This is a genomic window from Cupriavidus taiwanensis (genome assembly GCF_900250115.1).
Classification (GTDB): Bacteria; Pseudomonadota; Gammaproteobacteria; order Burkholderiales; family Burkholderiaceae; genus Cupriavidus; species Cupriavidus taiwanensis_B.
Genome location: NZ_LT984803.1, coordinates 366,785 through 387,385, shown reverse-complemented (window position 1 = coordinate 387,385; position 20,601 = coordinate 366,785). Strand labels below are relative to the sequence as shown.

Below are 20,601 nucleotides of genomic sequence, written 5' to 3'. Positions count from 1 at the left end.
GTCAGTTCCAGCAGTCGGTGCCGGCGCCCGACGCGGATTTGGCGCCGGCGCTGGTCAGCGTCAGCGTGCCGCAATCGGAGTCGGCAAGCTGGCTGCCGCGGGGCGTGGCGACGATGCTGTAGCGCGGCGGCGGCGCCGCGCCCGGTGTCACCGTGACGTCGTAGCGGGTAGCCAGCCCGGCGGGCACCGACATGCCGAGCGCGCCGAGGCTGGCGGCATAGGCGCGGTTGTCGACCAGGAAGCGCTCCTGCGCGCCCGCGACCTCGAGCATGAAGGACTCGATCGCGGCCCGGTTCGAGCGCACCACGTAACGGCTGTAGTTGGGAATGGCGACGGCGGCCAGAATGGCGATGACCGCCACGGTGATCATCACTTCGATCAGCGTGAAGCCATGCGGCGGCCTGCCCCGGCATGACATGCCGGCAGCCCCCTGAGTCCCGCCAGCCCGGATTCCTGTGTAGGATCCGACCCCCGGGATGACCCTGAATATGACCCGAAACGGCGGGTTGACCCTCCCACCGTGTCGCACTGCCGGGCTTCTGTGTCCCATGCTCGCGCTCCGCTACTCATTATGTTCCGGACGACCGAATGCCGGAGGTTATGGCGCGGAGTGTAAGTCACGATCGGCTAAGCGGGTAAGGAAAATACGATGCGGGTGGGCCGGCGTTGTAGCGAAGTGACAGTGGCGTGGTCCCCCTGTCTCCTGGATAAAGATTCCGGCGCGGGCGGACGTTAATCCGCCCGCCATCGCCCGACGCAGTGCGTAGGTGGCCGCACCTGTGCAACAATCGTTACATCCTTGAAGCCGGAGCCACCATGCCGTCCGATTCCCTCGCCTCCTCCCGGCCCGGGCCGCCCACGCCGACGCCGGCGGCGCCGCCCCATGACCTGGAGGCATTGCTGGAACTGCTGCGCCGCGGCTTCCCCAGCCTCAGCACGCAGTTCCAGGGCGGTGCCCGCTACCTGCTCGACCACCCGCAGGACGTGCCGGTGCTGTCGATGCGCAAGATCGCGGCAAGCGCCGGGGTCCAGCCTGCCACCCTGGTGCGGCTGTCGCAGCATCTGGGCTTCGAGGGCTGGCAGGCCATGCGCGAGCTGTTTGTCGAAGCGCTGCGCGGCGGCACCCAGCCGTATGCGCGGCGCGCGCGCAAGGTGGTGCGCGAAAGCAGCGCCAGCCGCATGCTGGGCGAGATGCTGGAGGCGCAGCACCACAACCTGGACCGGATCGCGGCCAGCAACGAGAAGACCCTGCCGCAAGCCGCGGAGTTGCTCTCGCACGCGGCCTGCGTGCATGTGGCGGGCTTCCGCTCATGCTTCCCGATCGCGTTTACCTTCCACTATGTCTACCGGCTGTTCCGCAGCACCGTGCACCTGATCCGCGCCGACGCCGGCACGCTGGAGATGGAGCTGCGCGGCCTGGCGCCCAAGGATGCGGTGGTGGTGGTCAGCTTCGCCCCGTATTCGCAGGAAAGCATCCGCGTGGCCGAGGCCGCGCGCGAGTGCGGCTGCAAGGTGATCGCGCTGACCGACAGCACGGTGGCGCCGATCGCGCTGGCCGCGGACTGCACGCTGCTGTTCTCGGTCGAAAGCCCGTCGTTCTTCCCGTCGATCACGGCCGGCGTGGCCGTGGTCGAGGCACTGGTCGAGCAACTGCTGGCGCGCAAGGGCAAGGGCGCCATCCGCGCGCTGGAGCAGGCCGAGGGCGAATTGCACCGCACCGGCGCCTACGTGACGTCCGGGCACGGCTGAGCGCGCGGCCAGCCCGAGATCGCGGCCGGGCGGCTTACTGCGTGCACTTCTCCCGGTACGCCTGCTGCAGCGATTGCTTCGGCCGCTCCCGTTCCAGCTCCGGCACCATGCGACCCTGGGCGGTCTCGATGGCCGGCGCGGTGGCGCGGTACTCGCGCTTGGGCGCCTGCGCGATCTGTTCGGCCAGTGCCCGGCACTCGTCCGACTGGATGCTGGCCGGCGTCGCCGCAGGGTCGGGCCGGTAAGGAGTGGTGCCTTGCTGCACGGCTTCATTGATGGCGGCGGCGGCGCCGCCCTGGTCCTGCCCCTGCGCATGCGCACCGCACGCCGCCAGGGCGGCGACGGCGGCAATGCGGGTCAGGCTGCGCTGGCGTCTTGGCATGATGCGGGATCTCCTCTGGCTCGACGGTTTCAGCAAATACCGCGAGCTTAATCGTTCCCGCGCGGCCTGGCACTACCGGAGTTTGCGGCACTTGCGACATTGCCAGCCGCCGAGCCCTCCCCGGATCGGCGCGCGGCCCGCGAGCGTGCCCGCGCTCACGCCAGTGCTGGCGCTGGCGCCGCATCTGTCCCAGCACCATGCGCGTCATGTTGCCCACCCGGCCGGCCGCGGATCGGTCAGCATGCTGAGCGCATCGATGCAATGCGCGGAGCAAGCCGGAACGATGCCGTCACACGCTAGCCGCGGCGATGCTCGCCGCCTTCGTCGCGCTCCAGTTCCCAGTCGCGGCGCATCATGACGTAGGTGAACGAGGTAGACCAGCCGATCAGGATCAGGCCGACCAGCGGCTCGATGCTGGCAATCAGGCGGCTGGCGCCCACCGGCACGATATCGCCCAGGCTTTGCGTGGTAAAGGTTTCCAGCGCGAAGTAGGCGTAGACCAGCGCGCCCGGCTGCGCGCGCGCGGCCTCGACCCCGGGCATCGCCACGCTGGCCAGCCCGCCCAGCCCCAGCACCTGGTCGGCAAACCAGAAGCCCGCGGCGAACACCAGCGACTCGAGGCAATGGACCAGGATGATGCAGACGATCAGCACGCCGATATTCATGCGCCCGCTCCAGCGCCGCGGATGCATCGCCGACAACAGGCGCAGCGCTTCGTAATGAATGCCGACCACCGCCACGGTCAGCACGGCGGCGCACAGCAGGGCCAGCGAATAGTGTTCGGCGGAGGTTTCCATGCGCAGGGGCGCTCCCGTATGGCGTCAGTGCAATCGGGATGGCACCGATCAGGCCGGGCAAGAAAAATGACGCCCTCCAAAATAACACCGGAGGGCGTGGGGGAAAACCAGGGCGCGCTGCGTGGCTCGCGCGGGGGCGTCCGCCGGCGGCCCTGGCAGAGGGTCAGGAGGCGGCCTGGCGGCCGCTGTCTTGCAAGGCGCGATGCGGTGCCATGGTTCAGTTGCCGGACTTGCACGACAGGTTCACGTACAGCCCGCCGCCCCAGTTGAAGGCGGTGTTGCCGCTGACCTGAACCTGGACTACGTCGTTGGCGGCCACCGGCGTGGTGGCCGGCGTCGAGCAGGCGCGCTCGCTGTTGTCGAGCACGCATTGCGACGCGTCGGTGATGGGCAGCACGTCGACCTGGTCCAGCGCCGTGCCGCTGGCGACACGGTGCGCCGTGACCGTGTACTCGGCCTTGGCCGGCACCTGGCCCGCCAGGATCGCGGTCAGGGTGAAGCCGCCCCCGCAGGCCACCGGCATCACCGCGCCGAAGTACGGGTCGCTGCTCTGCAGGGTCAGGCCGGTACCGGTCATGACAAAGGTGCCGACACCGCCCGGCGGCGCCGTCACGGCAAAGTTGGCGCTGTAGACAGTGCCGCCCGCGCCGGGCTCGCCGGGGTCGCCCTTGTCTCCCTGCTCGCCCTTCTCTCCGGCAGGACCGGGCGCACCGGCGGGGCCGGCGGGCCCGACCGGGCCGGTCAGGCCGACCACCGAGATCCCGGCCGGCCATCCGTCGGCGGTCTTCGGCCCGAACAGTGTGTTGGTGCTGGTATTCAGGTAGAAGCTGCCCACCGTGCCGTCGGCCGCGGTGGGATCGGCCGCGCCATGCAGCAGCGTGGCGCCGGGCGCCCCGGCCACGCCTTGCGGGCCGATCAGCGACACGCCGGCGGGCCACTCGCCGCCGGCCTTCGGGCCGTACAGCGTCGAGCTCGAGACATTGAGGTAAAAATCGCCATCGGCGCCCACGTCGGCGGTCGGCGCATTGGTGCCGGACAGGATCGTCTTGCCATCGGCGCCGGCTGGGCCGGGCACGCTCGCGGCCGGGCCAGCCCCGGCGGTGGTGGAATCGCCACCGCCGCCGCCGCAACCCGCAAGCAGGATGGCGAGGCAGGCGAGTGGAATCGCCGCGCGTTTCAGGTCGATCTGTTGCATGGTGAAAGCCCCCCGTTTTCATGGATCGAAGTCCCGGTGCGATGCCGGATAGCTCCAATCTAAGAAAGGAAGCGCCTGCGATAAATCGTGCATTCGCATGGGCTGTTTCAACGCTGAAGCGCGCATCAAATCCCAACAAATGCCGTGGCCATGGCCATGGCCGCCAGTTGCGTCAGCCTGCAAAAGGGCCGGTAAAAATGCGGGACTTGACCACCGGAATGGCCATATCGGGCCCCGGCGCCGGCTTCGCCCAAATGGCTGAGAATCGGATGAACTGCGCATGGGACGGCGGGCCAAGGGGCGGTAAAGGGCCGGCGCGGCAGCGTTCAAATCAGAAACGAAAGAGCGCGATTTACCCCTTCGAGAGGGTATGTTGGGCGCCGCCGGCCGGCCTGCCGCCGCTGGGAGTGCCATGCACTATGCTGAAGACTCCAACAGTCCTGCGTGGAGGCCACTGTGCACAAGTTCCTTCCCCTGGCGACGGCAATCGTGCTGTGCGGCGCGGCCGGCATGGCATTCGCCCATAACTGCCCCAACGAGATGAAGGCCATCGATGCCAAGCTGTCGACCAACCCCAAGCTCTCGACCGAGGACGCCGCCAAGGTCGCCAAGCTGCGCGCCGACGGCGAGGCCTATCACAAGGCCGGCAAGCACGATGAATCGATGAAGTCGCTGCTCGAGGCGAAGAAGATCCTGGGCATCTGACAGCCGATGCCGGCCACAAACAAAACCGCCACGCGTCAGCGTGGCGGTTCGCCATGTTTGCTGCGGATGCGGGGGGCGGCGTCAGGAGCCTGAGCCGACCTGCTGGATCACGCCGTTGGGCGCCACCAGGTAATACTCGGCGCCGACCCCGACCCAGCGCGTGCCCTTGCGCGGCGCAGGCAGGTTGTACTGCTTGTAGTCCTCGATCACATACTGGCGGTCCCGGAACTCGGTGGGCAGCCGGTCCCCTTTCTTCCACTGCTGCACCTGCATATAGGGCGAGCTTTGCGCCATCGGCGCGGACGCGGCCATGGGTTCGGTCATCGGCCTGGACCTGGCACCGCCCTGCGCCATCGCGAACGGCACCGCCAGCACGCTTGCCGCCAGCAACAACACTGGCATCGCTTTCTTGGTCTTCATCGTGATCTCCTTGCGTACGGGAAAACCGAACTGCCGGAGGATCCGACAGCATCTACCAGATTAGTCACAAATGCCGGCAAAGGGGCATCCGGGGGCCGCGGCGCCTGGGCCCGCGCGAGCCCCCGCGTGTTCACAATTGTTTGCCGGTCACGCCCCCATTCGGGGGAGCGCCGCCGGCGTCACCCATGTCTAGAATGCTGGCAAAGAAACAATTTGTTACCAGCCGTTGCCGCCCGGCTCATTGACCGCGGCCGCACTGCGGGCTTCGCCGGCGCGACACTGCGCACGCGCGGGCGCCTACCGCTTTCCATGTTCCCTGGCTTGCGCGCCCGGACGCGCTGCGCACGCGGGCTTCCCTGCCAGAGAACTCACCAAGACAGGGGACTTTCCGTGTTGCACGATGCCGGTCTATTCCTGGCACTGGTCAATCCCGCCATTGCCTCGCTGCTTGCCCTGTGCTTCCTGTTTGCGTGGCACCATGAGCGTACGCGGCCCCATCTGCTGCAGCTGGGCGCCTGCTATCTGCTGGCCGCCGCGGCAATCGGCCTGCAGATCGCGTGGCCGCCGCGCGCTGGCGGCGGGACTGCCACCGTCGCCGGCGCGCTCTACCTGGGCAGCGCCGTGCTGATGTTGCGCGGCATGCTGGCCCGCATCGGCGCGCGCCCCGACCGCTGCGCGGCGGTGGCGCTGCCGCTCGCCCTGTTCGGCATGGTGGCGTGGTTCGACCTCGCGCACCCGAGCCTGGTCGCGCGCATCTGCATCCTGAATGTCGGCGTCGCACTGATCCTGCTGACGGGGGTCGCGTCGCTGGCCCGGCTGCGCACCGGCCGCACCGTGGACCGGGTGCTGTTCTGGGTGTACCTGGTGTTCACGCTCCAGTTCCTGCCGCGCACGCTGCTGGCGCTGGCGCCGGCCGCCGCGCACGATGCCATCGTGCTGCCGCCCGCCGCCTGCTGGCTATGGCTGCAGGCCACGCTGGCCTTGCTGCTGCTGGCGCTCGGGCTGGCGCTGCTGGCGGCGACCGCGCAGGACGTGATCGACGACCTGCGCCATGAACGCGATACCGACCCGCTGACCCAGCTGCACTCGCGCCGCAGCCTCGAGGCCCTCGCCGCGCGCCAGATCCCGCCGCGCCCCGGCGAGTCGCTGAGCATGCTGCTGTGCGACCTGGACTTCTTCAAGTTCATCAACGACAACTACGGCCACAGCGCCGGCGATGCGGTGCTGGCGCAGGTCGGACGCGTCATCGCCGCGGGCATCCGCCGCCGCGATATCGCCGCGCGCCTGGGCGGCGAGGAATTCGTCGTGCTGTTGCCCGACACCCCGCACGAAGCGGCGCTGCAGCTGGCCGGGCGGCTGCGCGAGACGCTGGAGCAGACCAGCATGGAGGCCCTGCCGGGCATGCGCAACGTGACCGCCAGCTTTGGCGTGGCCACGCTGCGGCCCGGCGAAGACCTGGAAGCGCTGCTGATGCGCGCGGACCACGTGCTGTACGCTGCCAAGAGCAACGGCCGCAACTGCGTCGAGTGGGAGCGGGAGGCCGGCTTGCCGGCGTTGGCGTAAAGCCTGGCTTCGCGCGGCACGCCTGCACGCGCCGAACAAAAAACAAAACCCCCGCAGGGCGGGGGTTTCTTGCCAATGATGGCGAGCTTCTGTCGCGATCCTCAGAACGGAATATCGTCGTCCATGTCCTCGAAGCCATTCGAGGCCGGCTGTTGCGGACGGCGCGCGGCGCCGCCCTGCTGGCCGCCACCACCCTGCGCGCCACGGCCACCGCCATAGCCGCCGCCCGACGATTCGCGGCTATAACCGCCGCCACCACCGCCGCCGCCGTAGCCGCCTTCCTCGCCGCCACCGCCGCCACCGCCCTGGCGCGAACCCAGCATCTGCATCTGGTCGGCGACGATCTCGGTGGAATACTTGTCCTGGCCGGACTGGTCCTGCCACTTGCGGGTTCGGATGCGGCCCTCGATATAGACCGACGAGCCCTTGCGCAGGTACTGCGCGGCGATTTCGGCCAGCTTGCCGAACATCGCGACGCGATGCCATTCGGTGGCTTCCTTCATCTCGCCGGACTGCTTGTCCTTGTAGCGGTCGGTGGTGGCCAGGCGCAGGTTGGTGACGGCGTCGCCGCTGGGCATGTAGCGCGTTTCCGGGTCTGCGCCGAGGTTGCCGACGAGAATGACTTTGTTGACCGATGCCATGTGAATGTTCTCCAAAAGCCACGCGCGGTGTTGAAAAGCGTGGCAATACGATGACGGTGAAAGCGGGTTGTGGTTTGACGCGATAGTACCGCGACGTAGATAGTACCGCGACGTAAACGAACATCGCGCCCCCGCCAGAATGCCGGGTGGCGCGATGATGCTAGGCCTCTTTCAGGCCCCAATGCTTTACGAAATGATGCGAACCCAGGCGCCGGCTCAGGCCGCGGTCGCCGGTGCGGCTTCCTGACCGCGCGCCGGCGGCGCCTTCATGCTCCAGGCGATTATAAGCCACAGCAACAGCACCGCCGCGCAGCCGACGAACACGGCATTGCGGCCCTCGTGCTTGAGCAGCCAGCCGCCCGCGGCACCGCCCAGGAACAGGCCCAGCGCCTGGGTGGTGTTGTAGACGCCGAGCGCGGCGCCGCGCGCGCCCGCGGCGTAGCGCGACACCAGCGACGGCTGCATCGCCTCCAGCACGTTGAAGGCGACGAAGAACAGCAGCAAGACCCCGACGATCGCCCACAGCCCGTGCACCGCGGCAAACAGCAGCTGCACCGCGGTCATCAGCGCGACCGCGCCCAGCAGCACCGGGCGCACCCGGCCATAGCGCTCGGCCGCCATCATCGGGCCCAGCATCAGCACGAAGGACACCAGCACCACCGGCAGGTAGACCTTCCAGTGCTGGTCCAGCGGCATGCCGGCATCGGCCAGCATCGCCGGCACCACCATGAACATCGCCACTTGCGACGCGTGCAGCGCCAGCACGCCGACATTGAGCCGCGCCAGGTCGCCGTTGAGCAGCACCTTGCGCAACGGCAGCCGCACCGGGTGCGGCGGCGGCGGAGTCGGCACCAGGAACACGGTCACGCCGATGGCGACCAGGCCCAGCACCGACATCAGCCCGAAGATGCCGGACATGCCGATGCCGTGCAGCAGCGGCGAGGCGATCACCAGCGACAGCGCAAAGGTCAGCCCGATGCTGCCGCCCACCATCGCCATCGCCTTGGTGCGATGGCGCTCGCGGGTCAGGTCGGCGATGCAGGCGGTGATGGCGGCGGAGATCGCCCCCATGCCCTGCAGCGCGCGCCCGGCGATGATGCCGGACAGCGTGTCGGAGAACGCGGCCACCAGGCCGCCGGCGATAAACAGCAGCAGCCCGCCCACCATCACCGGCTTGCGCCCGACGCGGTCGGACAGCCAGCCCAGCGGGATATGCAGGAACGCCTGCATCAGGCCGTAGATGCCCATGGCCAGGCCCACGCGCTGCGCGTCCTGCCCGTCGGGCAGGGTCCGGGCGTATTCGGCGAAGACCGGCAGGATCAGGAACAGGCCCAGCATGCGCAGCGCAAAAATGCTGGCCAGCGACACCGCGGCGCGCAGCTCGGCGCGCGTCATGCGTTCGCGCGCGGGGGCCTGGGATGCGTCGGCGGCACCCGTTTCCGGGGAAGAAGAAGGGATCGACGGCATGGCGATCGTGGGATCGTGTGAATTCGGGGTCGGGCTGGATGCCGGTGGGCGGCAATGGTCGGTCCGCTGGTGGCCGGACAACCCCGGAAACCGAAGTTGGGTATATTAACAGGTTTGCTCCTTCGCGCTTCCCGGGTCACCTGGCCATGCCGGCTGCCCCCGAGAGGTGCGCCCGGGCGCGCATTCCGGCCGGGGCGGCCCGCCTGGCGACGACTTTTCGGCATATGGAAGAAATCAAGATCCGTGGGGCGCGTACCCACAACCTGAAGAACATCAATCTCGACCTGCCGCGCAACCGGCTGATCGTGATCACGGGTCTGTCCGGTTCGGGCAAGTCCTCGCTGGCCTTCGACACGCTCTATGCCGAGGGCCAGCGCCGCTATGTGGAGTCGCTCTCCGCCTACGCCCGCCAGTTCCTGCAGCTGATGGAGAAGCCCGATGTCGACCTGATCGAGGGGCTGTCGCCGGCGATTTCGATCGAGCAGAAGGCGACCAGCCACAACCCGCGCTCGACCGTCGGCACCGTCACCGAGATCCACGACTACCTGCGCCTGCTGTACGCGCGCGCCGGCACCCCCTACTGCCCCGACCACAACCTGCCGCTGCAGGCGCAGAGCGTGTCGCAGATGGTGGACGCGGCGCTGGCGCTGCCGGAAGACACCAGGCTGATGATCCTGGCGCCGGTGGTGGTCGACCGCAAGGGCGAGCACTCGGACCTGTTCGACAGCATGCAGGCGCAGGGCTTCGTGCGCTTCCGCATCCGCTCGGGCGGCGGCACCGCGCATGAGGCCGAGGCCAGGGTGTATGAGGTCGACCAGCTGCCCAAGCTGAAGAAGACCGAGAAGCACAGCATCGACGTGGTGGTCGACCGCGTGAAGGTCCGCGCCGACATCAAGCAGCGCCTGGCCGAATCGTTCGAGACCGCACTGCGCCTGGCCGACGGCCGCGCGCTGGCGCTGGAGATGGACAGCGGCAAGGAGCACACCTTCAGCTCGCGCTTTGCCTGCCCGATCTGCTCGTACTCGCTGCAGGAGCTGGAGCCGCGGCTGTTCTCGTTCAACAACCCGATGGGCGCCTGCCCCAGCTGCGACGGGCTGGGGCAGATCACCTTCTTCGATCCGAAGCGCGTGGTGGCCTTCCCCAACCTGTCGCTGTCTTCGGGCGCGATCAAGGGCTGGGACCGGCGCAACCAGTTCTACTTCCAGATGCTGCAAAGCCTGGCGGCCTACTACGACTTCGACACCGAGACGCCGTTCGAGGATCTGCCGGAAAAGGTGCAGCAGGTGGTGCTGCACGGCTCGGGCGAGCTGGAAATCCCGTTCACCTATATCAACGAACGCGGCCGCACCACGGTGCGCGAGCATGTGTTCGAAGGCATCATCCCCAACCTGGAACGCCGCTACCGCGAGACCGACTCCGTCGCGGTGCGCGAGGAACTGGCCAAGTACCAGAACAACCAGCCCTGCCCGGCCTGCCACGGCACCCGGCTGCGCACCGAGGCGCGCCACGTCAAGCTGGGCGAGGGCGAGCAGGCGCGCGCCATCTTCGAGATCAACGGCTGGCCGCTGCGCGATGCGCTCACCTACTTCCTGACGCTTGACATGCACGGCGCCAAGCGCGAGATCGCCGACAAGATCGTCAAGGAGATCACCGCGCGGCTGAACTTCCTCAACAACGTCGGGCTGGACTACCTGTCGCTGGAGCGCAGCGCCGATACGCTGTCGGGCGGCGAGGCCCAGCGCATCCGGCTGGCGTCGCAGATCGGCTCGGGCCTGACCGGCGTGATGTACGTGCTCGACGAGCCCTCGATCGGCCTGCACCAGCGCGACAACGACCGCCTGATCGGCACGCTCAAGCATCTGCGCGACATCGGCAACTCGGTGCTGGTGGTCGAGCACGACGAGGACATGATCCGCGCCTGCGACTACGTGGTCGATATCGGCCCCGGCGCGGGCGTGCACGGCGGCATGATCGTGGCCGAGGGCACGCCGCGTCAGATCGAGGCGTCGCCGGCATCGCTGACCGGACAGTACCTGTCCGGGCAGCGCCGCATCGAAGTGCCGAAGCAGCGTGCCGCCCCGGACGAAGAGCGGCTGCTGCGCATCGTCAACGCCAGCGGCAACAACCTGCGCAACGTCACCGCCGAGGTGCCGGTGGGCCTGCTGACCTGCATTACCGGCGTGTCCGGCTCGGGCAAGTCGACCCTGATCAACGACACGCTCTACCACGCGGTGGCGCGCCACCTGTACGGCTCGACCCCGGAGCCGGCGGCGCACGACCGCATCGACGGGCTGGAGCACTTCGACAAGGTCATCAACGTCGACCAGAGCCCGATCGGCCGCACCCCGCGCTCGAACCCGGCCACCTACACCGGCCTGTTCACGCCGATCCGCGAGCTGTTCGCAGGCGTGCCGTCGGCCAAGGAGCGCGGGTACGATCCGGGCCGGTTCTCGTTCAACGTCAAGGGCGGGCGCTGCGAGTCTTGCCAGGGCGATGGCGTGCTCAAGGTCGAGATGCACTTCCTGCCCGACGTGTACGTGCCCTGCGACGTCTGCCACGGCAAGCGCTACAACCGCGAGACGCTGGAGGTGCTGTACAAGGGCAGGAACATCTCCGAGGTGCTCGAGCTGACCGTCGAGCAGGCGCACGAGTTCTTCAGCGCGGTGCCGGTGGTGCGGCGCAAGCTGCAGACGCTGCTCGACGTGGGCCTGGGCTATATCCGGCTGGGGCAGTCGGCGACCACGCTGTCGGGCGGCGAGGCGCAGCGCGTCAAGCTGTCGCTGGAACTGTCCAAGCGCGACACCGGACGCACGCTCTATATCCTGGACGAGCCCACCACGGGCCTGCACTTCCACGATATCGAGCTGCTGCTCAAGGTCATCCACAAGCTGCGCGACCAGGGCAATACCGTCGTCATCATCGAGCACAACCTCGACGTCATCAAGACCGCCGACTGGCTGATCGACATGGGCCCGGAGGGCGGCGCGGGCGGCGGGCAGGTGATTGCGCGCGGCACGCCGGAGGCGGTGGCGAAGAGCAAGGCCAGCTTTACGGGGAAGTATCTGAAGCCGTTGTTGGCGCGGTAGGGCCTTCGGAATTTTCGGTGAGGCGCGGTGCAAGAATCTTCTGGACTTTCTCGCATCGGCAGTCGTTAGTTGCCTTGCATCAAGATGTGCCGACATTGATGGCCTAGGCGCCCGCTCATCTCCTAACGTGAAGGCATGGACGCGTCCACGTCCTTCCTTTACTGGACAACGAGGAGATGCCGATGCGAAGTCGAATGCAGCATGCGCTCACGATCGCCGCGCTCGGGGCTGCGGCATGCATGATCCCTGCCCTTGCGCAGAATGCGCCCGACAACGCGATGCGCAATGCCGATGGCTCTCGCACCATCCTGCGGTCGCAACAATTGCCTGAAGCCAATGAGCGCCACGCGCGCTGGTGCCAGCTGCACGGCGGCGTGGACATCACCAATGACCGCGACGTGACGCTAGGGCCGAAGACGTTTGACGCAGTGGTCTGCCGGCGGCTCGGTCCTTCCGCGCCGGGATTCTCGGGCGCCTATATCCCAAAGAGCCCCGACCAGAATGTCATTTCGCCCGACACCGAGATGGAGAAGGCGCCCTTCCTCATTCCGCAGTCTCCGCGGATGTTGTCGCCCGAACAGGACGGCCGCTTGGCTCCCATTCATCGACTGTGATTCCTACCATCAGCGTCTACCCGAACAACGGCTATATCACTAAGAGAGACACCCTCTTCTATCCCGCTTCCTACGCAATCTTTCATGATTTCACAGGCAGCCCCAAAGGACGCGTCGTATCGAGAATTCCTTTGTTGGGATGCCAATGGAGCTGGGAGGGCCTGATCCAATGGAATCCGCACCAGGTCGACGGCTTTACCGCCTGTATGGCCCCATCGTTTCAAGCAGTGGTTGGAACCAATATCGAAGCATGTGTGGGATTCTTGTGCGCGCGCGGTGAAGGGTCTTTTGTCGTTGAATAGCCGTACCGCATCGAGGGCCAGCGGCTGCTGTACTAGCCTTCGCAGCCCGCGGTCAATCCAGCCCGGCGGCCGGCAGCACGCGCGTGCGCCGCGCCGTGCCACCCTGCGGCAATTCGATCACCACACCCCCGCCGCTGTCGGCGCCATGGCCTGTCAGCGCGGTGATCACCACCTGGTGCGTGACCATCAGGTAAGGCCCGCCGCGGGAGTGGAGACCGTCGATCAGCCGCGACAGTTGCGCGACCTGCGCGTCGCGGCGCTGCGCATCCGCGCCGAAGAATGAATTGAGCAGCGGCTGCACCTGCACCGGTCCCAGCCCGATCAGCCGCGCGGTGTCCTGGCAGCGGCACCAGGCGCTGCTCCATACCTGCGTCGGCCGGAAGCCGGCCGCCTTCCAGCTCGCTCCCAGCCGCGCCGCCTGCTCGCGTCCGCGCGTGTCGAGGTTGCGCTGGGTGGCGCAATCCGCCAGCCGGAACCCGGGCGGATCGCCCACGCCCGGCGCGCTGGCATGGCGCAGCACCACCACGACATTCGGGTGCCGCAACTCACTCACCGCGATCTCGCGCTGTGATGCCGGAGCGACCTGCGCGGCGGCAAGCGTCGGGACGATGGCAAGCAGGGCAAGCAATCGGCAAAAGGCGGGCATCGGCAGCTCCGTTGATGGGCCAACCCTTTTCGGTATAGCAGGCGCCGGCTTGCTTTCGCTACTTCGCGCCCTACCATGAAGCGGACGTCGACACGCATCGCACAGGAGCCCCGCCATGGAACTGACGGTCGTACCGGTCACCAAGCCGGAAGCCACCAACTTTATCTTCGGCCATTCGCATTTCATCAAGACCGTGGAAGACCTGCACGAAGCGCTGGTGGGCACCGTGCCCCGCATCCGTTTCGGGCTGGCGTTCTGCGAGGCCTCGGGCAAGCGACTGGTGCGCTGGTCGGGCACCGACGAGCAGCTGATCGACATGGCCTGCGAGAACGCGCGCGCCATCGGCGCGGGCCACAGCTTCCTGATCTTCCTGGGCGACGGCTTCTTCCCGGTAAACGTGCTGGGCGCGGTGCGAGCCGTGCCGGAGGTGTGCCGGATCTACTGCGCGACCGCGAACCCGACGCAGGTGATCGTGGCGCAAACCGATGCCGGGCGCGGCGTGGTGGGGGTGATCGACGGCGCCTCGCCGCTGGGTATCGAGACCGAGGCAGATGTGGCGGAACGAAAAGAGCTATTGCGCAAGTTCGGCTACAAGCTGTAGCCGATCCGCTCAGGGCCGCGCTGCCTCTACGGTCGATACGGGCGGCACATCATCTTCCTTCATACGGCTGCGGTTGAGCACGCCGGCCTGCTCCAGCACCGGATAGGCGGTGGCGCAGAACAGCGAGTTCAGCCGCTTCAGCTCGCTGATCACGTCGAGATGCAGCGAACTGGTCTCGATGCTTTCCGCGGTCTGCACCGCGACACGCTGCAGATGGGTACGCGCGTACTTGCGCTCCAGCTCGCGGAAGTTCGCCTTCTCCGCCATCAGCGCCTGCGCGCTCTTGAGGTCGCCATTGAGAAACACCGACAAGCCCAGCCGCAGGTTGGCCACCAGGCGCGCATGCATTTCGGCGATCTCCTGCATGCCGGCCTCGGAGAACATCAGGTTGTGGGCGATCTTCTTGTCCTTGGTATCGAGCAGGATGCGCTCGATGATATCGCCCGCATGCTCCAGGTTGATCGTCAGCGAGATGATTTCGGTCCAGCGCTGGCCGTCGCGCTCGTCCAGCGCTTCCAGGCTGATGCGGGTCAGGTAGAGCTTGATCGCGGTGTAGAGGTCGTCGACCTCGTTGTCGATGCGGCAGGTGGCGGTGGCCAGCTTGGCATCGTTGGTGCGCAGCACGCGCAGCATGTTGTCCAGCATCTGCTCGATGCGGTCACCGATGCGCAGCACCTCGCGCGCGGCATTGGACAGCGCCAGCGTGGGCGTGGACAGCGCCGCGGTGTCGAGATGGCGCGGCGTGACCTGGCTGTCGCCGGTATTGCGCCCGGGCAGCACCTTTTCGCACAAACGCGCCAGCGGCGCGGTGGCGCCGAGCAGCAGCACCGCCAGCGCAACGTTGAACAGCAGGTGGAAGTTGACGATCAGCCGTTGCGGCTCATGGTCGACCAGCCCCAGCAGTTCCTCGGCCTGGCCCAGCAGCGGCAGCGCGATCAGGCAGCCCAGCAGGCGCGACAGCAGGTTGCCCAGCGTCACGCGCTTGCCCGGCTGGTTGTTGCCCGAGGTGGTCAGCAGCGCCGACACCCCCGAGCCCAGGTTGGCGCCCAGCACCAGCGCCAGCGCCACGTGGATCGACACCACCCCGGCCGAGGCCAGCGCGCCGCAGAACAGCACCACGGCCAGGCTCGAATAGCACAGGATGGTCAGGAACGCGCCGACCAGCATGTCCAGGCCCGCATCGCCGGTCAGCGAGGCGAACAGCACCTTGACGCCGGCGGCCTGCACCACCGGGCGGGTCGCGATCGAGATCAGTTCCAGCGCCAGCGTGATCAGGCCCAGGCCGATCAGCACGCGCCCGACGTGGCCGGGCTTGCTGCCCTTCCAGGTCAGGTGGCAGATCACGCCGACGAAGATCAGCAGCGGCGACAGCCACGACAGGTCCAGCGAAAACACCTGCACCATCAGCGCGGTGCCGACGTTGGCGCCCAGCATGATCGCCAGCGCCGGCGCCACGGCGATCAGGCCCTGGCCGACGAAGGAACTGACGATGACCGCTGTGGCGTTGCTGCTCTGGACCAGCCCGGTGACGCCCAGGCCCGCCAGGAAGGCGGTGAAGCGGTTGGAGACGCTGGTCGACAGTACGTGGCGCAGGTTGGCGCCATAGACGCGCAGGATGCCGACCTTGACGATGTTGGTGCCCCAGACGAGCAGGGCAACGCCCGATAGCAGGTGAAGGAGAACGCCCATGGTGCGCCTTTGTGTGACCGGTGCCGAATACTGACTGGAGGCTCCGCCCGATCATCGTGTCGTTGTCAAGGGCTCATTATGCGCCCGGCCCCCGGCACCGGCAACGGCATGGGCCCGCGCTGCGGGGCACGGGCAACCTGGCAACGCCGCCCTCGCAAGCCGTTGCGACGAAGCGGCGGCGCTGCAAGGGTCCGGGTCAGGGCAGCGCGACCTTGATGCCGAGCCCGACGAAGACGGCCCCCGCGGCGCGGTCCAGCCAGCGCCCGGTGGCCGGCCGCCGGCGCAACCAGGCGCCCAGCCAGCCCGCGCACAGCCCGAACAGCGAGAACACCACCGCGGTCTGCAGCATGAAGACCACGCCCAGCAACAGGAACTGCAGGCCGGGATGCGCGGCATCGGCGCGCACGAACTGCGGCAGGAACACCAGGAAGAACAGCGTTACCTTGGGGTTCAGCATGTTGCCCAGCACGCTCTGGCGGAACACGCGCGCCAGCGGCACGGCATCGACGGCGCTGGCCTGCGCCAGCCCGCCCTTCGCCCGCAGCGCCTGGATGCCGATCCAGATCAGGTAGGCGGCGCCGGCGTACTTGATCAGCTGGAACGCCAGCGGCGACGAGCGCAGCACCGCTGCCAGCCCCACCGCGGCGACCACGGTATGGAACAGGCAGCCGACCGAAAACCCCAGCGCCGCCACCAGCCCCGCGCGCCGTCCCTGCGCCATGCCGCGCGCCAGCACCTGCAGGTTGTCCGGCCCGGGGGCCACGGTCACGGCGACGGAGGTCAGCAGGAACAGAAGCAAGTCAGGCATGGAGACTCCTTGCGTGGATCTTTAAGTGGGCGCGCATCGCTCAGTGCCCCTCGAACTTGCACACGGTAAACAACGGCAACCCGGCGCCGTGCAGCAGCTTCGATCCGCCCAGCTCGGGCAGGTCGACGATGGCGGCGCCCTCCACCACGGTCGCGCCCAGGCGCTCCAGCAGCTTGCGCCCGGCCATCATGGTGCCGCCGGTGGCGATCAGGTCGTCGACCAGCAGCACGCGGTCGCCGGCCTGGCAGGCATCGGCATGGATCTCGACCGTGGCGCTGCCGTATTCCAGTTCGTATTCCTCGGCCACGGTCTGGAACGGCAGCTTGCCCTTCTTGCGGATCGGCACGAAGCCCAGGTTCAGCTCGTACGCGACGATCGCGCCCAGGATAAAGCCGCGCGCGTCGATGCCCGCGACCAGGTCGAGCCGCGCGTCCATATAGCGGTGCACGAACACGTCGATCAGCACGCGCAGGGTCTTGGGGTTCTGCAGCAGCGGCGTGATGTCGCGGAACATCACGCCGGGCTGGGGCCAGTCCGGCACCGTACGGATGCGGTCGCGCAGGTAGCCGGTGACGTCGCCGAGGTCGGGGGACTGGATGATGGAATCTGCCATAGGGATCGGGAGGATGGGCGCGCGGCGCGCCGGTCAGAAAGCGGTGGCAGCGGCATGCGGGCGGCGCGGCAACCCGGCGTGGTAACCCATTACCACCCGCGCCACCGGGGTGCCCAGCACAATGGCCCTGCCGGCCGGACGGGCTGCCGGGCCGGCTTGCCGCGTCCGGCACCCGCCGGACACCCGTAACCATACAGGAGACCACGATGGCAAAAAAGATTCTGATGCTGGTGGGCGACTATGCCGAAGACTACGAAACCATGGTGCCGTTCCAGGCGCTGCAGATGGTGGGCCACAGCGTCGATGCCGTGTGCCCCGACAAGCGGGCAGGCGACGCGTGCGCCACCGCGATCCATGATTTCGAGGGCGACCAGACCTACAGCGAGAAGCGCGGCCACAACTTCACCCTCAACGCCACCTTTGCCGAGATCAACCCGGCCGGCTACGACGCGCTGGTCATCCCGGGCGGGCGCGCCCCCGAATACCTGCGCCTGAACGCGCGCGTGCTGGAGATCGTGCGGCACTTCGCCCAGGCGGGCAAGCCGATTGCCGCGGTGTGCCATGGCGCCCAGCTGCTGGCGGCAGCGGGCGTGCTGGAAGGCAAGACCTGCTCCGCCTACCCGGCCTGCGCGCCGGAAGTGAAGCTGGCCGGCGGCACCTACGCCGAGATCCCGGTCGACCAGGCCCATACCGACGGCAACCTCGTCACCGCCCCGGCCTGGCCGGCGCATCCGGCCTGGCTGGCGCAGTTTCTTGCGGTGCTGGGCACGCGGATCGTACATTAGTGCTTTCCGCACGCGGCGCCCCCCACGCGGGATGCATGGCTTGCCGAAGCCGGCCATGCACAGCCTGCTGGCCGCGCCGCCCGCCAGGGAGCCCTTGATGTGTGAAATCTTCATCCGCGCCAATCCGGCGTCTTACCAGAGCCAGTCGCGCTCGCTGCGCCTGCACGGGGCGGCCACCAGCATCCGCCTGGAAAGCCTGTTCTGGGAAGTGCTGGAAGAACTGGCGCAGCGCGACGGCATGACCGTCAACCAGCTGATTACGCGCCTGCACGACGAACTGACCGAATACCGCGGCAGCGAGGCGGTGGCGGGCAATTTCTCGTCCTTCCTGCGAGTGTGCTGCCTGCGCTACCTGATGCTGCAGGGCGAGGGCCGCATCCCGGCCGATCGCGACGTGCCGATCCGCTCGCTGGATCCGCGCGCGGTGCTCGACAACCTGCCGGAATCCTGGGTCGAGCCGCGGCCGCACTGAGGCCAGCGGCGGCGGGTCAGATGTTCACCCGTTCAGGATGCGCGTCTCGGCAGCCTCCAGCGCCTCGGGCGGGCCGCGCAGCACGACGATATCGCCGGGCTCCAGCACGGTCTCTGGCTGGGGATCGAAGGCGCGGATGCCGCGCCGGCGCACCGCGGTCACCTCGACCCCGATGCGCTCCAGCCCGAGCATGCCCAGGCGCCTGCCCACCGCGGTGGATTGCGGCCCGAGCGACACCGAATGCAGCCGCACCGAGTCGCGCTCGACCATGTCCTCTTCGTCGTCGCGCCCGTGGAAATAGCCGCGCAGCAGGCTGTAACGCGCGTCGCGCGCCTGCTGCACGCCGCGCACCACGCGGCGCATCGGCACGCCGAGCAGCACCAGCGCGTGCGACGCCAGCATCAGGCTGCCTTCGATGATCTCGGGCACCACCTCGGTGGCGCCGGCCTTCTGCAGGGTGTCGAGCTCGGAATCATCGACCGTGCGCACGATCACCGGCAGCGCCGGCGCCAGCTCCTGCACATGGTGCAGCACCTTCAGCGCCGACGGCGTGTTGGCATAGGTCACGATCACCGCGGCGGCGCGGTGCAGGCCGGCGGCGATCAGCGCCTCGCGTCGGCCCGCGTCGCCGTAGACCACGGTATCGCCCGCGGCGGCGGCCTCGCGCACGCGGTCGGGGTCCAGGTCCAGCGCCACGTAGTTGATGCCCTCGCGCTCCAGCATGTGCGCCAGGTTCTGGCCGCTGCGGCCGAAGCCGCAGATGATGGCGTGTTTTTCCGTCTGCAGGCTCTGCGCGGCGATGCGGGTCATGTTGAGCGACTGCATCAGCCATTCGTTGGCGGCAAAGCGCAGCACGATGGCGTCGCTGTACTGGATCAGGAACGGTGCCGCCAGCATCGACAGCAGCATCGACGCCAGGATCACCTGGATCAGCACCGGGTCGACCAGGTTCAGGCCGTCGATCTGGTTCAGCAGCACGAAGCCGAACTCGCCCGCCTGCGCCAGCCCCAGTCCGGTGCGGATGGCCACGCCCTGGCGCGAGCCGAACACGCGCGCCAGCGCCGCGATCAGCACCAGCTTGAACAGCACCGGCACCACCAGCAACGCCAGCACCAGCCAGATATGGTCCAGCACCACGCGGATATTGAGCAGCATGCCGATGGTGACGAAGAACAGCCCCAGCAGCACGTCGCGGAACGGCTTGATGTCTTCCTCCACCTGGTGGCGGTAGGGCGTCTCGGAAATCAGCATGCCCGCCATGAAGGCGCCCAGCGCCATCGACAGGCCCAGCCGCTCGGTCAGCGCCGCCATGCCCAGCGTGACCAGCAGCAGGTTCAGCATGAACAGCTCCTGCGAGCGGCGCGCCGCCACCACATGGAACCAGCGGCTCATCAGGCGCTGGCCCAGGAAGAAGATCGCGCCCAGCGCCACCACGATCTTGAGCGTGGCCAGGCCGAGCGCCATCACCAGGTCGCCTGGATCGCGCGACAGCGCCGGAATCACGATCAGCAGCGGCACCACCGCCAGGTCCTGGAACAGCAGGATGCTGATGATGTTGCGCCCATGCTCGCTCTCCAGCTCCATGCGCTCGGACAGCATCTTGGACACGATCGCGGTGGAGGACATGGCCAGGGCCCCGCCCAGCGCCACCGAGGCCTGCCACGACAGCGGGAACAGCCAGTTGAAGGCCCAGCTGGCCGGCACCACCGCCAGCATCGACAGCACTACCTGCGAACCGCCCAGCCCGAACACCAGCCGCTTCATCGCGCGCAGCTTGGCCAGGCTGAATTCCAGCCCGATCGAGAACATCAGGAAGACCACGCCGAATTCGGCCAGGTACTTGGTCTGCGCGGTGTCGCTGGCCAGCCCCAGCGCATGTGGCCCGATCAGGATGCCGACGGCCAGGTAGCCCAGCATCGGCGGCAGCTGCAGCATGCGGAACCCGACCACGCCGAACACGGCGGCGGCCAGCAGCACCAGGGTCAGTTCCAGCGGAGAATGCATCAGGCGGTCAGGGTGACCGGCGAGGCGCGCGGCCGACCCGGCACGGGCACCCTGCCGGCGGA

At 68.0% G+C, this 20,601-nt stretch carries 20 protein-coding genes; 8 read left to right on the top strand and 12 right to left on the bottom strand.

Annotated elements, in window-relative coordinates; translation table 11 throughout:
* Position 1 precedes the first annotated feature (1 nt).
* Positions 2–418 (bottom strand): type IV pilin protein, encoded by a 417-nt coding sequence (locus tag CBM2586_RS01890; RefSeq protein ID WP_231942516.1) that lies wholly within the window; start codon positions 416–418, stop codon positions 2–4.
* Between the two features lie 398 nt (positions 419–816).
* Here CBM2586_RS01890 and CBM2586_RS01885 point away from each other — a divergent pair, with 398 nt between their 5' ends.
* Positions 817–1,749: a MurR/RpiR family transcriptional regulator gene (locus CBM2586_RS01885; protein ID WP_115663076.1), complete on the top strand. Its 933-nt coding sequence runs from the start codon at positions 817–819 to the stop codon at positions 1,747–1,749.
* 34 nt (positions 1,750–1,783) lie between these two features.
* Here the strand turns inward: CBM2586_RS01885 and CBM2586_RS01880 are convergent, their stop codons facing one another.
* The 3 genes from CBM2586_RS01880 to CBM2586_RS01870 all read right to left on the bottom strand — a co-directional run bounded on the left by CBM2586_RS01880 (position 1,784) and on the right by CBM2586_RS01870 (position 4,123).
* Positions 1,784–2,131 carry a hypothetical protein gene (locus tag CBM2586_RS01880; RefSeq protein WP_115663077.1) on the bottom strand — a complete coding sequence of 116 codons (348 nt, stop codon included), beginning with the start codon at positions 2,129–2,131 and terminating at the stop codon, positions 1,784–1,786.
* Between the two features lie 296 nt (positions 2,132–2,427).
* On the bottom strand, positions 2,428–2,928 hold the full coding sequence (locus tag CBM2586_RS01875; protein ID WP_115686701.1) for a two pore domain potassium channel family protein: 501 nt from the start codon (positions 2,926–2,928) through the stop codon (positions 2,428–2,430).
* Between the two features lie 217 nt (positions 2,929–3,145).
* Positions 3,146–4,123: a collagen-like protein gene (locus tag CBM2586_RS01870; RefSeq protein ID WP_115686700.1), complete on the bottom strand. Its 978-nt coding sequence runs from the start codon at positions 4,121–4,123 to the stop codon at positions 3,146–3,148.
* A 456-nt stretch (positions 4,124–4,579) separates the two neighbouring features.
* Here CBM2586_RS01870 and CBM2586_RS01865 point away from each other — a divergent pair, with 456 nt between their 5' ends.
* Positions 4,580–4,828, top strand: coding sequence for a hypothetical protein (locus CBM2586_RS01865; RefSeq protein ID WP_115663080.1), 249 nt, complete (start codon positions 4,580–4,582; stop codon positions 4,826–4,828).
* Positions 4,829–4,909: 81 nt separating this feature from the next.
* Here the strand turns inward: CBM2586_RS01865 and CBM2586_RS01860 are convergent, their stop codons facing one another.
* Positions 4,910–5,248 (bottom strand): RcnB family protein, encoded by a 339-nt coding sequence (locus CBM2586_RS01860; protein ID WP_115663081.1) that lies wholly within the window; start codon positions 5,246–5,248, stop codon positions 4,910–4,912.
* 390 nt (positions 5,249–5,638) lie between these two features.
* Here CBM2586_RS01860 and CBM2586_RS01855 point away from each other — a divergent pair, with 390 nt between their 5' ends.
* A complete protein-coding gene (locus CBM2586_RS01855; protein WP_115663082.1) occupies positions 5,639–6,811 on the top strand; it encodes a GGDEF domain-containing protein in 1,173 nt (390 codons plus the stop codon).
* A gap of 101 nt (positions 6,812–6,912) precedes the next feature.
* On the opposite strand, the gene CBM2586_RS01850 is transcribed toward CBM2586_RS01855, so the two are convergent.
* Positions 6,913–7,452: a single-stranded DNA-binding protein gene (locus CBM2586_RS01850; protein WP_115663083.1), complete on the bottom strand. Its 540-nt coding sequence runs from the start codon at positions 7,450–7,452 to the stop codon at positions 6,913–6,915.
* Between the two features lie 216 nt (positions 7,453–7,668).
* Positions 7,669–8,919 (bottom strand): MFS transporter, encoded by a 1,251-nt coding sequence (locus CBM2586_RS01845; RefSeq protein ID WP_115663084.1) that lies wholly within the window; start codon positions 8,917–8,919, stop codon positions 7,669–7,671.
* Positions 8,920–9,143: 224 nt separating this feature from the next.
* Between CBM2586_RS01845 and uvrA the strand changes: the two genes are divergently transcribed.
* Both uvrA and CBM2586_RS01835 read left to right on the top strand, forming a co-directional pair.
* Entirely contained in the window at positions 9,144–12,005 is a 2,862-nt protein-coding gene (gene uvrA, locus CBM2586_RS01840) for an excinuclease ABC subunit UvrA (RefSeq protein WP_115663085.1), read from the top strand.
* Positions 12,006–12,199: 194 nt separating this feature from the next.
* Entirely contained in the window at positions 12,200–12,619 is a 420-nt protein-coding gene (locus tag CBM2586_RS01835; RefSeq protein ID WP_115686699.1) for a hypothetical protein, read from the top strand.
* A gap of 354 nt (positions 12,620–12,973) precedes the next feature.
* Here CBM2586_RS01835 and CBM2586_RS01830 read toward each other — a convergent pair whose 3' ends face one another.
* Positions 12,974–13,567, bottom strand: a complete 594-nt coding sequence (locus CBM2586_RS01830; RefSeq protein ID WP_115686698.1) for a histidine phosphatase family protein — start codon at positions 13,565–13,567, stop codon at positions 12,974–12,976.
* A gap of 115 nt (positions 13,568–13,682) precedes the next feature.
* On the opposite strand from CBM2586_RS01830, the gene CBM2586_RS01825 reads away from it, so the two are divergent.
* Positions 13,683–14,168 carry an adenosine-specific kinase gene (locus tag CBM2586_RS01825; protein ID WP_115663088.1) on the top strand — a complete coding sequence of 162 codons (486 nt, stop codon included), beginning with the start codon at positions 13,683–13,685 and terminating at the stop codon, positions 14,166–14,168.
* Positions 14,169–14,177: 9 nt separating this feature from the next.
* Here CBM2586_RS01825 and CBM2586_RS01820 read toward each other — a convergent pair whose 3' ends face one another.
* From CBM2586_RS01820 to CBM2586_RS01810, 3 genes are all read right to left on the bottom strand, one after another.
* Positions 14,178–15,857, bottom strand: coding sequence for a Na/Pi cotransporter family protein (locus CBM2586_RS01820; protein ID WP_115663089.1), 1,680 nt, complete (start codon positions 15,855–15,857; stop codon positions 14,178–14,180).
* Between the two features lie 196 nt (positions 15,858–16,053).
* On the bottom strand, positions 16,054–16,665 hold the full coding sequence (locus CBM2586_RS01815; protein WP_115663090.1) for a LysE family translocator: 612 nt from the start codon (positions 16,663–16,665) through the stop codon (positions 16,054–16,056).
* Positions 16,666–16,705: 40 nt separating this feature from the next.
* Positions 16,706–17,278, bottom strand: a complete 573-nt coding sequence (locus CBM2586_RS01810) for an adenine phosphoribosyltransferase (protein WP_115686697.1) — start codon at positions 17,276–17,278, stop codon at positions 16,706–16,708.
* A 206-nt stretch (positions 17,279–17,484) separates the two neighbouring features.
* Between CBM2586_RS01810 and CBM2586_RS01805 the strand changes: the two genes are divergently transcribed.
* Both CBM2586_RS01805 and CBM2586_RS01800 read left to right on the top strand, forming a co-directional pair.
* Positions 17,485–18,063, top strand: coding sequence for a DJ-1/PfpI family protein (locus CBM2586_RS01805; protein WP_115663092.1), 579 nt, complete (start codon positions 17,485–17,487; stop codon positions 18,061–18,063).
* Between the two features lie 97 nt (positions 18,064–18,160).
* Complete coding sequence (locus CBM2586_RS01800) at positions 18,161–18,535, top strand: ribbon-helix-helix domain-containing protein (protein WP_115663838.1); 375 nt, start codon at positions 18,161–18,163, stop codon at positions 18,533–18,535.
* 24 nt (positions 18,536–18,559) lie between these two features.
* Here CBM2586_RS01800 and CBM2586_RS01795 read toward each other — a convergent pair whose 3' ends face one another.
* Positions 18,560–20,539: a cation:proton antiporter gene (locus CBM2586_RS01795; RefSeq protein ID WP_115663093.1), complete on the bottom strand. Its 1,980-nt coding sequence runs from the start codon at positions 20,537–20,539 to the stop codon at positions 18,560–18,562.
* Positions 20,540–20,601 lie beyond the last annotated feature (62 nt).